The organism is Croceivirga thetidis (genome assembly GCF_012272815.1).
GTDB classification, from domain to species: Bacteria; Bacteroidota; Bacteroidia; order Flavobacteriales; family Flavobacteriaceae; genus Croceivirga; species Croceivirga thetidis.
On sequence record NZ_JAAWWL010000001.1, the window covers coordinates 1,153,458 to 1,168,788 of the forward strand.

Genomic DNA, 15,331 nt, shown 5'->3' on the forward strand with positions numbered 1-15,331 from the left:
GGGTTAGCTTATTTCATTTGTCGTATCAATCCTTCTTGAGCTACTGAAGCCACTAGAACACCATTTGAATCAAAGAAACTACCTCGGGCAAACCCCCTTGCGTTCGATGCACTTGGACTATCAAGCGAATAAAGTAACCACTCTTGAATATCGAAATCCCTATGAAACCAAATGGCATGATCTAAGCTGGCGTAAAACGCATTGGTGTTGTTCAGGGTTTCACGATGGGGCAAAGTGGCCGTAGTTAACAGATTGTAGTCTGATGCATAGGCCAAAATTTGTTGTTGCATCGGTAAATCCAAGGTTTGCTTTTCAGCAGTCTTTATCCAAATATGATTGGAGGGTTCAGAATTCTTCGCCAATTTTGAGGTAATCCGTTCAATAGGTTTAAACTGAAATACTTCGGGAATTACGGTTTTTAATCGATTATACGCATTTGGGTTCATTGCTTTAATGTCCTCAATTTGTTCAAGACTGGTCATGAGCTTGTCTGGAGAGATGATATTCGGCATTGCAATCTGATGGTCCACACCCGCTTCCTTCACTTGAAAAGAAGCCGCCATGTTGAAAATCGGAGTTCCGTTTTGTTTGGCAACTACCCTTCTGGTAGTAAAACTACCTCCATCTCGTATCGTATCAACCTCATAGGTAATCGGAATATCCAATTTGCCCACCAAAATGAAATACCCGTGCATTGAATGAGCTATTCTATTAGTTGGTACGGTCTGATAAGCAGCATGTAGGGATTGCGCCAAAACCTGACCTCCAAAGACACGGCCCCAAGGGGCATTATAGTTTTGACCTAAATATTGGTTTTTAGCTGTTTGCTCTAATGACAACAACTTTATGAGTTCTTTGAGGGAAGTCATGTAATTGAATTTTGGATAAAGCTAGCCTATTTAGATTGCCTAGCCGTAATTTCGTAATTAGACTACATGAAATAATTCAACTAAGTTTTCACCACGGCATGAAAAAAGAATTGTTCGACCATTGCCAAAATTATTGCAAGGAAAGGCTAGAACGAATAAGAGGAGAGATTAAAAAAATAAGCGATTCCTTGTCTTCTGAAACAAAAAGTACTGCCGGCGACAAACATGAAACAGGTCGTGCCATGCTACAACTAGAACGTGAGAAATTAGGAAAACAACTTTTACAGGTAGAAAAGATGCAGTCGGTTTTAGATCGAATACCACTTGATAAGAGTACTGGGCACATTGCATTGGGCAGTTTGGTCTCAACCAATAAAGCCAACTATTATATCTCAATCTCTGCAGGAAAATTCAAAATCGGTTCGATTGATGTTTTTTGTATTTCTTCTGTTTCACCAATAGGCCAATTACTGCTGGGAAAGGGCATAGGAGATGAAATAGCTTTTAATGGTCAAAGATTCGATATTATCAATGTTGAATAATTTGGGTTTAACCTTTCCTTAAAAATTGCCTTTAGAATTCTTCTTTACCTTAGAGAGGTTAACCAATAAAAAGCGAACAAAATGACAACACAAGAAGTTGCGAATCAGCTAGTAAAATTATGCCGCGAAGAAAAGTACCAAGAAGCTTATGATTTATATGCCGAAGATGCGGTGAGCATTGAAATGGATGGTATGCCCGGCGAAAAAGTTACCTCTGGTAAAGAAAATATCTGGAATGGTTATCTGCAATGGGCTCAGGGCATTGAAGAAATTCATGGAGGTTCTGTGGGTGACCCCGTGGTTGCCGCCAATCATTTTGTAGTGCCCATGTCAATGGATGCTACTTTTAAGGAAGGTGGACGCTGGGCCTTTGATGAGTTATGTGTCTACCAAGTTGAAAATGGTAAAATAAAGCAAGCACAATATTTTTATGAGGTACCAGAAATGGGCTAATCAAACAGTGGTTTTTTTCGATTGGATTTTTTCTCTGAATTCATCTTTTTTGATTTAAGCCTTTTCTCAATTACGGATTTCGAAGGCTTTGTGGTTTTTCTTTTTTTAGGAAGTTGCAGGGCCTTTTCCAATAATTTGAAAAAACGCTTTGTCACCAATTCTTTGTTTTTATGCTGGCTTCTTGAGGTTTCGGAACTAAGTTGCAACCATCCTTCATTTGAAATATGATTACTCAATTTATTGACCAGCAGATTTTTTTCGAAATCACTTAGCCCTTCTGAATGTTCTGGATGGAAGCTTAGCTGAACTTTAGAAGAAACTTTATTCGCATGTTGACCACCGGGACCGCCACTTCTGACAGCCCTGTATTGTAGTTCATTTGTGATTTTCGCTTTATCCAAGACCTTAATTCTTGGATAAAATTACATTCATTTTTATAGTTTGCTATAGGAAATACCCACAATATTGAAGTCAGAGTTATTTTCCTGATTTCCGCTTTCATTATTGTAATTTCGATTTTCTGGGTCTCCATTTCCATAGCCAAATCCCGTGGCCTCAATTTCCAAACTGTACAGGGGCTGGTTTGACTCAAGGTCAATCGGATAAATACCATAAGAATCCCCATCTAATTTTACTTCCTTCCCCAGATTACTGTCATTTGCGCCAAGTACACCCTCCGCAATTTGGTTGCCCTCTTGGTCAAAACCAGTCCATTTGCCTGTTTCACCATCAGGATGACCCTCATTTGCACCCATCATGCCTACGGTTAAGGTGATATCCAAAGCGCCATCTTCAAATGAGATTACCACTTTTTCACTCGCATTTACTTCTGCACCTTGATACATTACATAGTAGTCAATTTGATTCCAACGTGCGCCTGCCACTCCAAAGCCTTCGTCTCTGAATTCTGTGTCAAAAACTAAGGTCGCTTGCGAGCCATCAATTTTAAATGCTTCAATAGTAACTTCATCGCTCCAGTCTTGGAGACCTATTCCATTATTTGAAATAATGTCAGGGGTTGCGATCAATGAAATTTCTGTACCTGATGTCTCATCATTTTCAGACTCCTCTTCTTCTGAATTCGAATCGTCGGTATTGTCTTCAGATTCATTAGGATCTGTGGTACTTTCTTCGTCTTCATCGTTTTGAGCAATCATTTCCTCCTCTTGGGGCAGGTCAGATTCCTCACAGGCGAAAAATAAATTCATGGAAATAGCCAAAAAAAAGGCTAGTGGGGCTAACTTTTTCATTTTCAAAGATTTTAGGGTTCTTATTGCGGAACGTAAAATCTGATTTAAAAAGTATCGTGCTTTTTGATTTTTCGATGAACGAACTATACGTTTTTCGAAACCATTCTTTTGTTTATCAGAGGCTCTGGTATCGAGAGACTGATTTGGGAATGCGCTTTAATAGCATTCGGATGGTTGAAATAAATGGTTGGCCCGTCTTTGGCAATTGATTCAATGAGGTAGTGACTTCCTTTAAAATGATTATTAACGACGTAAACTTCAATATCCGAATTCTCTGAGACCTGAAATTCATGCGGATAAATTAGAATATTACTATCCTCGGCGGGGGCTTTGTCCTTCAATATTTCAATGGGCAGTTCGTTCACATAGCCGAATAAGGAAGCAATATATCGGCTTCTAGGTTTGTCAAATAGAATCTTAGTCTGTTCTTGGGCCAGTATCCGGCCTTTTTCAATAACTAGAATAGAATCTGTGAACGGAATTACATCTTCTGGATCGTGACTGGCCGTAATCAAAGTGATTCCTTTTTCCTTCAAATTTGCAAAGAATTGCAGGCGAAGCTTCCCTTTTAAAAACTGGTCAATATTACTGAAAGGTTCATCCAACAATAGTATTTCGGGTTCCTGGGCAATTGCCCTAGCCAAGGCGACACGTTGCTTTTGACCCCCGCTTAGGTTTTTGACTTTGGTATCAATATAAGTCTCCATTTCTACAATACTGAGCAATTCTTGTATTCGCTCGTCATGTGACTCCATATCAAATGCAGATAGGTTTTGACGAATATTTTCACCAACTGAAATATAGGGCATCAAATCAAGGTCTTGGGAAACCAATTTCATAGAGCGTTCTCCTGCTATGAGTTGGAAATTAGGGCCCATTACCTGACTGTTTTGCCAATAGACTTGACCCCCATCAGGTGCAAGCAAACCGTAAATGACCCTTAATAAAGTACTCTTGCCAGAACCACTTTCACCCATGATTGCCATGTGCTTGCCTTTTTCAAGGATAAAAGAGACGTTCTTTAATGCTCTGACCTCTTCATAAGAAAATGATATGTTGATGACTTCTAACACGTGGCGAAAATAAAAATCCGTCCCAAAAGAAACGGATTTTATGAAAATTTAGTGGATTACTTTTTTAATCCTTGAACTCTTTTAGAACTGCTTGATTGGGTAGCTCATCGTATCCCATATTGAAAAATGTAAATCCGAAGATGTCGGCATACTGTTCAATAGTTTTACTAACCGGTGTTCCAGCACCATGGCCAGCGTTGGTCTCAATACGAATCAATGTGGGGTTTTCACCACTCTGCTTTTCTTGCAATTCTGCCGCAAACTTAAAACTGTGCGCAGGGACTACCCTGTCATCATGGTCGCCCGTGGTGATTAAAGTGGCCGGATATTCAACGCCCGGTTTAACATTATGTACAGGAGAGTATCCTTTGATATACTTAAACATTTCTTCACTTTCTTCAGATGTTCCATAATCATAGGCCCATCCTGCACCTGCAGTAAACGTATGGTAACGAAGCATATCTAAAACCCCAACGGCGGGTAATGCAACTTGCATTAAATCGGGGCGTTGGGTCATGGTCGCACCAACTAACAAGCCACCATTTGAACCACCTCTAATAGCCAAGTATTCTTTTGAGGTATATCCTTTTTCGATTAAAAATTCTGCGGCAGCAATAAAATCATCAAATACGTTTTGCTTTTGCATTTTGGTACCAGCAATGTGCCATTTCTTACCGTACTCTCCGCCACCTCTTAAATTGGGAACTGCGTAGACACCACCTTGTTCCATCCAAACCGCATTGACTATACTGAAACTAGGTGTAAGACTAATGTTGAAACCACCGTAACCATAAAGGATGGTTGGATTTTTGCCATTGAGCTCGACGCCTTTTTTATGGGTAATGATCATAGGAACCTTAGTGCCATCTTTAGACTCATAAAATACTTGGGTAGATTCGTAGTCTTCAGGATTAAAGTCGATATCAGGCTTCCAATACTGCTCGTATTCTCCAGTTTCCACATTATACTTGTAAGATGAACCAGGGGTATTGTAGTTTGTAAAGGAGAAGTAGAATTCTTTGTCTTCTTTTTTACCGCCAAAACCACCAGCACTGCCAACTCCAGGAAGTTTGACCTCACGCACTAAATTACCATTATAGTCGTACTGCAACACTTTAGAAATGGCATCCACCATATATTCTGCAAAGAAATATCCACCACCGGTTCCAGTTGTTAACACATTTTCAGTTTCGGGAATAAAGTCTTCCCAATTCTCAGGACCCGGATTGGCTGCGTCTGTAACGACAATTTTTTTGTTGGGGGCATCCATATTGGTTACCAACCAAAGTTTTGAACCTTCATTTTCGATGACATAGGTATCAGAATCCGTGTGGTCTAAAACAGTTACAAGAGGATTACTGTCCTCAGATAAGTCTTTTAAAAACAGCTTGTTACCAGACGTTGAAACCGAAGCTGTAATGAAAAGATACTGCTGGTCTTCAGATAAATAACCGCCAACATATCGGTGCTTTTCTTCTGGTTTTCCTCCGAAAACTACTTTGTCTTCTGATTGAGGTGTTCCTAGTTTGTGGTAGTATAATTTGTGTTGGTCAGTTTTAGCGGATAACTCACTTCCATCAGGTTTATCATAACTTGAATAGTAGAATCCATCATTTCCTTTCCAAGATATTCCACTGAACTTAATGTCAACCAAAGTATCTTCAACCTGTTCCATGGTCTCTGTATTGAGAACTATAGCTTTTCGCCAATCACTGCCACCTTCAGAAATCATATAGGTTGCCAAGCTTCCATCTCTAGTGAAACTTAATCCGGCCAAAGAAGTCGTACCATCTTCAGAAAAGGTATTGGGGTCTAAGAAGACCTCGGCCTCAGCTTCTCCTTTTTTTCGATATACCACATATTGGTTTTGTAGACCGTCATTTTTGTAGAAATAAGTATAGTCCCCTTCTTTAAAAGGTGAACCTAACTTTTCATAGTTCCATAGTTTTTCAAGGCGATTTTTTAAATCTGCCCGAAACGGGATTTTATCAAAATAGCCGAAGGTGGTCGTATTCTGCTCTTTGACCCATGCGGCTGTTTCGTCGCTCATGTCATCTTCTAGCCATCGATATGGGTCTGGTACTTCAGTACCAAAATAGGTGTCAACAGTGTCGACTTTTTTTGTCGGTGTGTAATTCACAACAATAGGTTCTCTTTTGGTTTCAGTTTTACAGGCAGCTAAGATAATTACCGCCATTAGAATGCTGATTCGTTGCATAGTTTTTAGGATTAGTCAATTCCTAAAAATACCATGAAACCAATTGAAAATAAAAGGTTTTGCTGAGGCTTAACTTTTTTTAACTAAGTACTTCTGAACCAATTAAATTATGGGAAACAAGATATTCTGCAATTTGAACTGCATTTGTGGCAGCACCTTTTCTTAAGTTGTCAGATACAATCCACATGTTCAAGGTATTACGTTGGGTTTCATCACGGCGAATTCGACCGACAAAAACCTCATCTTTATCATGTGCGTAGATGGGCATGGGATAGGTGTTGGTTTCTGGATTGTCTTGAACAACTACACCCGGAGTTGCTGATAATAATTCACGAACTTCATTCAGTTCAAAATCATTATGAAATTCTACATTAACTGATTCTGAGTGACCACCAGCTGTTGGTATGCGAACAGCAGTAGCAGAGACTGAAAATGTTCGGTCGTCCAGTATTTTTTGTGGCTCTCGTGCCAATTTCATTTCTTCTTTGGTGTAACCATTTTCCAAAAACACATCGCAATGAGGGAGGGCGTTGCGGTTAATTGGATAGGGGTACGCCATTTCACCTTGAATACCTTTGGTTTCGTTTTCAAGTTGCTCTACTGCTTTTACACCCGTACCAGAAACGGATTGATAGGTAGAAACCACCACACGTTTCATTTGATACTTCTTGTGCAAAGGATTTAGCGCCATAACGAGTTGGATGGTCGAGCAATTGGGGTTAGCAATTATCTTATCATCAGTTGTTAAGACATTGGCATTTATTTCGGGGACGATTAATTTTTTTTCAGGGTCCATTCGCCAAGCAGATGAATTATCAACCACTGTTGTACCCACTTCTGCGAATTTTGGAGCCCATTCCAATGAAGTACCTCCACCTGCTGAAAAAATAGCCAAATCAGGTCTGGCATCAACTGCAGTTTGAAGTCCTACAACAGTATAATCCTCGCCTTTGTAGTTAAGTTTTTTGCCTACAGAACGTTCCGAGGCGACCAATAACAATTCAGAAATCGGAAAATTGCGTTCTGCCAATACTTTTAACATCACTTCTCCGACCATACCCGTGGCTCCAACAACAGCTACTTTCATATTCTTTTATTTGAGATGTTAAAGGTAAGCCAGCATTCGAAACCCACAAGGTTTTTTAATTGTATTTGTAAAAAAATAACAAAATGTTATATATAAAACATTCTGTATCTCGGTCAAGTTTTTCTTCAACTATAAAGTGCCTTAAGTAAAAATCTTGCAAAAAAATAACCGCTTTCTAGAATGCTAGAAAGCGGCTTTTGATTAAATAAAAGTGATGTAGCGGTTTGCCGCTATCGACAATTATTTTTTAAGGGCATCCCGTATTTCTGCAAGAAGTTCTTCTGCAGTTGGTCCGGCTGGTTCAGCCGGTGCCTCTTCTTCTTTTTTCTTCATTTTGTTCACGCCTTTAACAATCATGAACATTACAAAGGCTACGATAATAAAATCAATAACATTTGTTAAGAAATCACCATACAAAACCGCAACTTCACCTACTGCTTCTCCAGCATCATTCATGGTACCTTCTTTTACAATGTATTTTAAATCTCTAAAGTCAGAATCGAATAAAAGTCCGATTAACGGAGAAACAATTCCTCCAGTAAATGAGGTGACAACTTTATTAAAAGCCGCACCCATAACGAAACCAACGGCAATATCCACCAGGTTTCCTTTCATTGCAAATTCCTTGAATTCTTTAAGCATTGTTTTATAGTTTAAAGTGGTTACAGGGGGATAAGGTACTTAAAAATTAAAATCTTGAAAAGCGTTATTCTTTGATTTTTCGTGTAACTCGCTGAGAAATAGCGGTTAAAATTTCATAAGAAATGGTTTGAGCAGAGTTGGCAAAATCCTCCGCAGAGTGATTTCCACCAAAAATTATAACCTCATCTCCCTCTTTGCAATCAGCTCCGGTTACATCAATCATAATCATATCCATACAGACATTACCAATTATAGGCACCAGTTTCCCGTTTAAAAGGACCATCGTGTTTCCGCCCCCATAATGCCGCCCAATACCATCAGCATGCCCTAGGGGTAATGTTGCTATAACTCGATAGCCATCGGATTTGTATGCTCGATTGTATCCTACAGATTCATTTGGTTCAATCTTATGTATTTGAGAGATAATGCTCTTTAAGCTAGCCACTGGTTTTAATTCTGAATCAATTTGTGCATCATTGGCATAACCATACAAACCAATACCACTTCTCACCATTTCGAATTGGGCTTCAGTGTAATTCAAGATACCGGACGTATTCAGCATATGTCGAATGGGCTGATATCCAATCTTTTCTGCTAGTTCTGAGCTTGATTTTTTAAAAGATTTGATTTGCTTTAAACTAAAGTCCTTTTCATTTTCGTCTTCGGAAGCTGCCAAATGGGAGAATATGGACTTTATCTTAATTGCATTGGTCCCATTTAAATGTTTTAGAATCCAATCGACATCATTTTCCCAAAAGCCAAGGCGATTGAGGCCGGTATTGAATTTAATATGAACAGGATATTTTTTTTGATTTTTTGCTTCTGCAACTTTGAGAAATTCCTTTAAAATTCTTGGGCTATATAGACTGGGTTCTAAGAAGCGTTCTATAAGCGTATCAAAATTCACAGCTTGCGGATGTAATACTAGAATTGGGGTCCTTATACCTGCATCACGCAGTAAGACGCCCTCTTTAACATAAGCCACTGCAAAATAATCAACCCCTAATCCCTCCAGTTTTTTGGAGACAGAGACCATATCGCTACCGTAAGCAAAAGCCTTAACTACAGCCAAAAGTTTTGTCTCGGCACCAAGCTTAGACTTTAAATATCGAAAATTATGTTCGAGTGCTCTTAGGTCAATTTCTAAAGTGGTTTCAGAAACCTTACTCATTTGCAGCCTTCTTTGATGGGTTTACCTCTTCTGCCTCAACATCCATTTTACTGATTTTTTCACGAAGCATGGCTTTGTAAAATGCTGCCCGACTCAAAGGTTCGTATTCATCGGTTTCGCCTAGTAGAACGAGCTTGTCATTGTTCGATTTTCTAAAACTATAATTGGCCAAATTCCCCGTTCTGGTGCATACGGCATGTACTTTGGTCACGTATTCTGCCGTTGCCATTAAGGCTGGCATTGGCCCGAATGGATTACCCTTAAAGTCCATGTCCAAACCTGCCACAACAACACGAACACCTCGATTTGCCAAATCATTGCATACGGTAACTATCTCATCATCAAAAAATTGGGCCTCATCAATACCTACCACATCACAATCATCAGCAAGAAGACGAATATTTGCTGCCGCTGGTACTGGAGTAGAGCGTATTTCGTTCGCATCGTGGGAAACGACCATCTCTTCATTGTAACGGGTATCTATCAAGGGTTTAAAGATTTCTACACGTTGTTTTGCAAACTGAGCACGCTTTAATCTACGTATGAGTTCTTCGGTTTTTCCTGAAAACATCGAACCACAGATTACCTCAATCCATCCAAATTGTTCATCATGGTTGACTGTATTTTCAAGAAACATAGCGCACTTTTAAACGAAAGTAAGGGGTTTGTTCGTTTTACTTATTGAAGATTTAAAAGTACTAAAATATATGACGGGGGTATTTTCAAATTTTAACCTTTTATTCTTAGCAAGGCATAAAATTTGATTTTACTTTTATTACTAAATACTTTGGGGCAATGAAACGAAAAATAAGAGAAGAATTAATTAAGATTTCTACCGATATCATCACATCTAGGGAGGATAAGGAATTGACGGATTTGTATGATGCTGCCAAAGACATCTATGAGAAGTTGGCAGTTCTAAAATTCATAGACGAAAAATTGAACGATATAGAAGTTGATGTCTCTAAAAACATATTAGCCAGTAGATTCGAGACCATGGCTAACCGCGTTATGAGTGGTAATAAAACAGTACCCGAATCAAATCCTCATGACGAGGATATTATTACCCCAGGTATGAATACTATCAAAGAAATGGTCTCTGAGATGCCAACGGAAGCAATTGAGTATATCTTCGGTGATTTCGTGCCCAAATCGGAGGTCATGGCCACAGAGAAAACTGCTGAGGTCGTAACGCCGGTTGAAAACAAAGTCGCCTCAATAAATGATAAGCTTGGTAAAGGCCTTAAAATCGGCTTAAATGATAAACTTGCCTTCGTAAAGCACTTGTTCGATGATAGTATGGAAGACTATAATCGGGTGCTCTCACAATTAAGTACCATTGATACAGAAGACCGTTCATTGGCTTTTATCAATAATATGGTTAAGCCCGAATACAATAACTGGGAAGGTAAAGAGGAATACGAAAACCGTTTCAAAGGTATTATTGAGAGGAAGTTTGCCTAAATTCGATGTTATCGAATAACTAACTTTTCAATCATGCTTCAAAAAGTTCTCTTTTGGGCATCAACCGGTCTTTTATCCATTTTGATGCTTTTCTCTGTTTACAATTACTTCTTCAATTATGAAATGATCAAGGGCTTTTTTGAAGGCTTTGGTTACCCTACCTATTTGATCTATCCCCTGGCTATAGCCAAAATACTTGGTCTTGTTGCCATTTGGGGCAACTTTTCAAAATGGCTAAAAGAATGGGCATATGCGGGTTTTTTCTTTGATACGGTACTTGCTTTTTTCGCTCATTATATGATTTCAGATGGCCAACATATGGGGGCGGTCATTGCTTTTGTGTTGGTATTGGTTTCTTATTTCACAGCAAAAACGGTAAGGCCTTAATTTAGTCCAATGTGCAAATTATTTTTGGTTCCCACACCTATCGGTAATTTAGAAGACATGACTTTTCGAGCAATTTCCGTTCTAAAAGAAGTCGATTTAATTTTGGCCGAAGATACCCGCACAAGCGGAAAGCTTTTACAGCATTATGGTATAGAAACCCCTACGCAAAGCCATCATATGCACAATGAACATAAGACGTTGGATAGCATTATTAAAAGGCTTATGCAAGGGACTAAAATTGCCTTAATTTCAGATGCCGGAACACCTGCTATTTCAGACCCAGGTTTTTTATTGACACGTGCGTGTGTCGACAACAATATTGAAGTTGAATGTTTACCAGGAGCAACTGCATTCGTGCCTGCTTTGGTAAATAGTGGCATGCCGAATGACCGCTTTATTTTCGAAGGTTTTTTACCGATAAAAAAAGGTCGTCAGACCCGTTTGCAAGAGTTATCAAAAGAAACAAGGAGCATGATATTCTATGAGAGTCCGCACAAGTTGCTAAAAACGTTGACTAATTTTAAGGAGTACTTTGGTGAAGAACGCCGTGTTTCGGTCTCAAGGGAGCTCACGAAATTATATGAAGAAACAATTCGAGGTTCGGTTAAAGAAGTATTGGAACATTTTGAAAGTAATCCTCCGAAAGGTGAATTTGTTATTGTAGTTGGCGGATTGAAATAAATCCTACATTTAGCGGACCAACATATTAGCTTATGAAAATCAGGCTGCTACTTTTCTTCATTTGTACTTCCTTTTTAGGGGTTGCTCAAAACAATATTCCCATTGTTGAACGTGTTGACCTTTCAATTTTAGAAAAAGGGAAAATTCATAAACTTTGGTTGTCACTGGGAGAAGATTTTCAGAACAAACCAATTACAATACCAGTTTTCATTGCTAAAGGGAAGGAAGAAGGTCCTGTTTTAGGACTAACAGCTGCCATTCATGGCAATGAATTGAATGGCATTCCCATAATTCATAACATATTTGAAAATTTAGACCCATCCTCATTGAAAGGAGTATTAGTGGCAATTCCAGGGTTAAACCCTTTGGCAATCGACCGAAACCAACGAGAATTTATTGACGGTACTGATTTAAATCGGATTTTTCCGGGTAAAGAACATGGTAATCGTTCTGAACAAATGGCGTACCAGATAGGTAAAAAAGTCATATCGTTATTCGATTACCACATTGATTTACATACCGCCAGTTTTGGTCGAATTAATTCATTATACGGTCGGGGTGATATGAATGATTCAACGCTATCAACAATGCTTCGATTAATTGAACCAGACCTAATTGTTTCCAATAAAGGGAAGGCAAGTTTCGGTACAGCCTCTGGCCTGACAATGAGGGCATATGCCCTCTCATTGGGAGTAAAATCAATAACTGTTGAATATGGAAATCCGCAAGTTTTCCAAAACGATATGATTGCGAGAGGAGTATCGGGAATCAAAAATCTGATGACCCATTTGGGAATGCTCAAAGGCAAGGTTTCCATTCCAGTAGTTGAAAACGTTTGCTCCAAATCGTACTGGATTTATACACAAGAAGGCGGGTACTTGGAAGTGCTTGTTCAATTAAATCAGAAGGTGGAAGAAGGCGAACAAATTGCCGTAGTGAAAGATTCATTTGGGACGATAGTACAAACATATAGTGCTCCAGAATCAGGAATTGTGGTTGGGAAAAGCACCAACCCAGTAGCAATTTCTGGTAGTAGAATAATACATCTTGGAGTGTTAACCGAAAAGTAATGGACGCAATTCCTTGGATTATTACTGTCTTTACCGTAACCGCAGTATACTATCTAGACCGTTGGGAAAACAAATACATTAAATCAGTTTTTGATTTGGTACCAGCGATTTTGCTGGCGTATTTGATTCCGGCATGCGTTTCTTATTTTTTTGATGTTGATTTTTCTAATAACAACATTCATTCATACAGCAAGGACTTTTTTATCCCTCTAGCCATTATTTCGGTAATGTCAAGTTTGTCATTTAAACAATTAAAATCAGTGGGATTCAAGCCAATTGTCGTATTTGCAGCAGGGTCAATGTTCATTGCCTTATTTCCGGTATTATTTGTGTCTGTGTTTTCTTCTGCAGACTGGGTGAATAATACCATGGTATTGAATCAATATTGGATGGGAATTCCTCCAATAGTAGGAGGATGGATAGGTGGAAGCACAAGCCAATTGGTACTAAAAGAATTAGTTGGTTGTCCTGAAAGTATTTTCCTTACGATTTTGGTAATGGACAATATTTTGGTCAATATTTGGACGATTCTGATGTTTCAAGGGATAAAAGGAAGTTCCAAGCTAAATAACTGGTTTGGCATTACGGATAATAAGATGCCAGAAGAATTGAATTTGACCAAAGACAAGACAATGTCTTCACTTGTCACAATTATTTTTTTCATCGGATTGGTTGTGGCATTTCATTTTATAATTGAGGCTTTTGTGGTTAAAGTGGTGCTTTTTTCAATTTTGGGACTTTGCCTAAGCAACTTCTTTAAAAACTGGAATAGTACTTTTTCTTTGAAAATTGGAGGCATCATGATTATAGTTGTGATGGCAGTTTTAGGTCTTAAACTTCAATTTTCATCATTCGGTTTTGACGTTCCCTTCTTTGGCTTTCTACTAATTTGGTTGGTGGGGCATTTTATATTTACAATTTTGGTTGCCAAACTACTCAATGTAAACATGGCCTGGGTGCCAATTGCGAGTATGGCCAATGTAGGAGGAATTGCAACGGCTCCCGCGGTCACGGCAGCCTACGAGAAAAAGTGGATGCCTCATGCCATTGTTCTCGCTATATTAAGTATGGCCACTGGGACTTTTTGGGGAATGTTGACGATATACCTTTTGCGACTACAGTTTTAAGAATCAATCGCAAGTAAAAAATAGCACAAAAGCACCTATTCAATATCTCCCTTCTGGCACCCATTATACTGGCACAAATTCTTCATAAGCATTTATATATTCAAAAGATGTTGATTAAAACAGTAAGTAATTGTCAATCACATTGACCAATCATTTGAAGAATAGCCCTAAAATGGTTAAGAAGTTTTATCCGGAAATAGACAACGTATACTTTATCAATCAGTATACTTTTTTTCATATTCTATCGGGTTCGGGAAGTATTCAAGTTGATTTTAAAAACTATACTGATTGGCAAGACAAGGCTATTTATTTAGAACAAGGACAATATATTAAGTTCCTTTCGGACGATTTCGAGGTTCGGAAGATTGAATTCCATGACAAGCAACAGTTTTATAATAAAGAAGTTCGGGTACTTTTCAAGCACTTGGTTTCATTGGGATATATCGATTTTACCGAATGTGCAGATTGTCAAAACTTCCTTTCAAAGACGATTTTTTCTGATGATGCCAGTGATATCATTGACATATCATCGAAACAGTGGTATTGGCAAAACCCATTTCATGCAAACAAAAATGAGTATCAGGTAATTTTTGATGTCAAAGAAATTATTGACAATGAGTTTAAAAACCAATTGAGCAATGCAGACCTCACCAACTTGATTTCTGAAAATGGCTATGAAGCCCAGGCACTGGTAAAGGATAAAGTTGGTCTTACCATTAAATCTTTGTTTTCGAATAAGAGAATTTTAGAGAGCAAAAAAGAAATTGCGTTTACGGACAAGAGTATTCAAGAAGTTGCTTTTGATATGGGCTATAAAGACCCTGCCTATTTCAACCGAGTATTCAAAAATAATACTTCACTAACCCCTGCTGAATTTAGAAAAAACTTCAATTTTCAAACCTCTGATACGTTTACCCAGAACATTTTGGAGCTATTAAAGCTACATCATACAGAAAACCGTTCCCTTGAATTTTATGCTGACAAAATGAACTTGTCTGTTAAGGCGCTTTCAAAGAAGACACGTATAAAATTGAACGCCTCGTTAGGGCAGTTAATTCGGAATGAACTTCTTAATACCGCAAAGCGAATGCTACTTCAAGGAGCACCAATTAAAGAAGTGGCTTTTAAACTCGGCTTTGAAGAAGCCAATCATTTTTCAGCTTTTTTCAAACGTTACTCCAACCAGACTCCCTCAGAATTTAAAAATTAAAAAGTACAATAGCCTGCGTCTTTTTTGTACCTAAATACCCTAGTACACCTCTGAAATTTGCAATGTAATTACAAAACAATTTTGTCA

At 38.5% G+C, this 15,331-nt stretch carries 17 protein-coding genes; 8 read left to right on the forward strand and 9 right to left on the reverse strand.

What is annotated here, in order from left to right; genetic code table 11:
* Positions 1-8: 8 nt before the first annotated feature.
* On the reverse strand, positions 9-869 hold the full coding sequence (locus HCU67_RS05175; protein WP_168551508.1) for an acyl-CoA thioesterase: 861 nt from the start codon (positions 867-869) through the stop codon (positions 9-11).
* Positions 870-967: 98 nt separating this feature from the next.
* Here HCU67_RS05175 and HCU67_RS05180 point away from each other — a divergent pair, with 98 nt between their 5' ends.
* A complete protein-coding gene (locus HCU67_RS05180; RefSeq protein WP_168551509.1) occupies positions 968-1,411 on the forward strand; it encodes a 3-oxoacyl-ACP synthase in 444 nt (147 codons plus the stop codon).
* A gap of 81 nt (positions 1,412-1,492) precedes the next feature.
* A complete protein-coding gene (locus HCU67_RS05185) occupies positions 1,493-1,864 on the forward strand; it encodes a nuclear transport factor 2 family protein (RefSeq protein ID WP_168551510.1) in 372 nt (123 codons plus the stop codon).
* Here HCU67_RS05185 and arfB read toward each other — a convergent pair.
* The 8 genes from arfB to HCU67_RS05225 form a co-directional block, all read right to left on the reverse strand.
* The gene (gene arfB / locus HCU67_RS05190; protein WP_168551511.1) at positions 1,861-2,265 is read right to left on the reverse strand and encodes an alternative ribosome rescue aminoacyl-tRNA hydrolase ArfB; all 405 of its coding nucleotides are present in this window, start codon (positions 2,263-2,265) and stop codon (positions 1,861-1,863) included. The two genes, HCU67_RS05185 and arfB, sit on opposite strands and share 4 nt — an antisense overlap.
* A 33-nt stretch (positions 2,266-2,298) precedes the next feature.
* Positions 2,299-3,114 carry a hypothetical protein gene (locus tag HCU67_RS05195; RefSeq protein ID WP_168551512.1) on the reverse strand — a complete coding sequence of 272 codons (816 nt, stop codon included), beginning with the start codon at positions 3,112-3,114 and terminating at the stop codon, positions 2,299-2,301.
* 83 nt (positions 3,115-3,197) lie between these two features.
* Positions 3,198-4,187 (reverse strand): ATP-binding cassette domain-containing protein, encoded by a 990-nt coding sequence (locus HCU67_RS05200; RefSeq protein WP_168551513.1) that lies wholly within the window; start codon positions 4,185-4,187, stop codon positions 3,198-3,200.
* Positions 4,188-4,251: 64 nt separating this feature from the next.
* Complete coding sequence (locus HCU67_RS05205) at positions 4,252-6,405, reverse strand: prolyl oligopeptidase family serine peptidase (protein WP_168551514.1); 2,154 nt, start codon at positions 6,403-6,405, stop codon at positions 4,252-4,254.
* 79 nt (positions 6,406-6,484) lie between these two features.
* Positions 6,485-7,492, reverse strand: coding sequence for an aspartate-semialdehyde dehydrogenase (locus HCU67_RS05210; RefSeq protein WP_168551515.1), 1,008 nt, complete (start codon positions 7,490-7,492; stop codon positions 6,485-6,487).
* A 240-nt stretch (positions 7,493-7,732) separates the two neighbouring features.
* Positions 7,733-8,134 (reverse strand): large-conductance mechanosensitive channel protein MscL, encoded by a 402-nt coding sequence (gene mscL, locus HCU67_RS05215; RefSeq protein ID WP_168551516.1) that lies wholly within the window; start codon positions 8,132-8,134, stop codon positions 7,733-7,735.
* 64 nt (positions 8,135-8,198) lie between these two features.
* Positions 8,199-9,305: an alanine racemase gene (gene alr, locus HCU67_RS05220; protein ID WP_168551517.1), complete on the reverse strand. Its 1,107-nt coding sequence runs from the start codon at positions 9,303-9,305 to the stop codon at positions 8,199-8,201.
* The gene (locus HCU67_RS05225; protein WP_168551518.1) at positions 9,298-9,942 is read right to left on the reverse strand and encodes a thymidine kinase; all 645 of its coding nucleotides are present in this window, start codon (positions 9,940-9,942) and stop codon (positions 9,298-9,300) included. The genes alr and HCU67_RS05225 overlap by 8 nt, the downstream gene beginning before the upstream one ends.
* A gap of 158 nt (positions 9,943-10,100) precedes the next feature.
* Here HCU67_RS05225 and HCU67_RS05230 point away from each other — a divergent pair, with 158 nt between their 5' ends.
* From HCU67_RS05230 to HCU67_RS05255, 6 genes are all read left to right on the forward strand, one after another.
* Entirely contained in the window at positions 10,101-10,769 is a 669-nt protein-coding gene (locus HCU67_RS05230; protein ID WP_168551519.1) for a hypothetical protein, read from the forward strand.
* Positions 10,770-10,802: 33 nt separating this feature from the next.
* A complete protein-coding gene (locus tag HCU67_RS05235) occupies positions 10,803-11,156 on the forward strand; it encodes a DoxX family protein (protein WP_210423628.1) in 354 nt (117 codons plus the stop codon).
* Between the two features lie 9 nt (positions 11,157-11,165).
* Positions 11,166-11,837 (forward strand): 16S rRNA (cytidine(1402)-2'-O)-methyltransferase, encoded by a 672-nt coding sequence (gene rsmI / locus HCU67_RS05240; protein ID WP_168551520.1) that lies wholly within the window; start codon positions 11,166-11,168, stop codon positions 11,835-11,837.
* Positions 11,838-11,869: 32 nt separating this feature from the next.
* On the forward strand, positions 11,870-12,907 hold the full coding sequence (locus HCU67_RS05245) for a succinylglutamate desuccinylase/aspartoacylase family protein (protein WP_168551521.1): 1,038 nt from the start codon (positions 11,870-11,872) through the stop codon (positions 12,905-12,907).
* A complete protein-coding gene (locus HCU67_RS05250) occupies positions 12,907-14,034 on the forward strand; it encodes a DUF819 family protein (RefSeq protein ID WP_168551522.1) in 1,128 nt (375 codons plus the stop codon). The genes HCU67_RS05245 and HCU67_RS05250 overlap by 1 nt, the downstream gene beginning before the upstream one ends.
* Positions 14,035-14,206: 172 nt before the next feature.
* Complete coding sequence (locus HCU67_RS05255) at positions 14,207-15,244, forward strand: helix-turn-helix domain-containing protein (protein ID WP_168551523.1); 1,038 nt, start codon at positions 14,207-14,209, stop codon at positions 15,242-15,244.
* Positions 15,245-15,331: the final 87 nt, after the last annotated feature.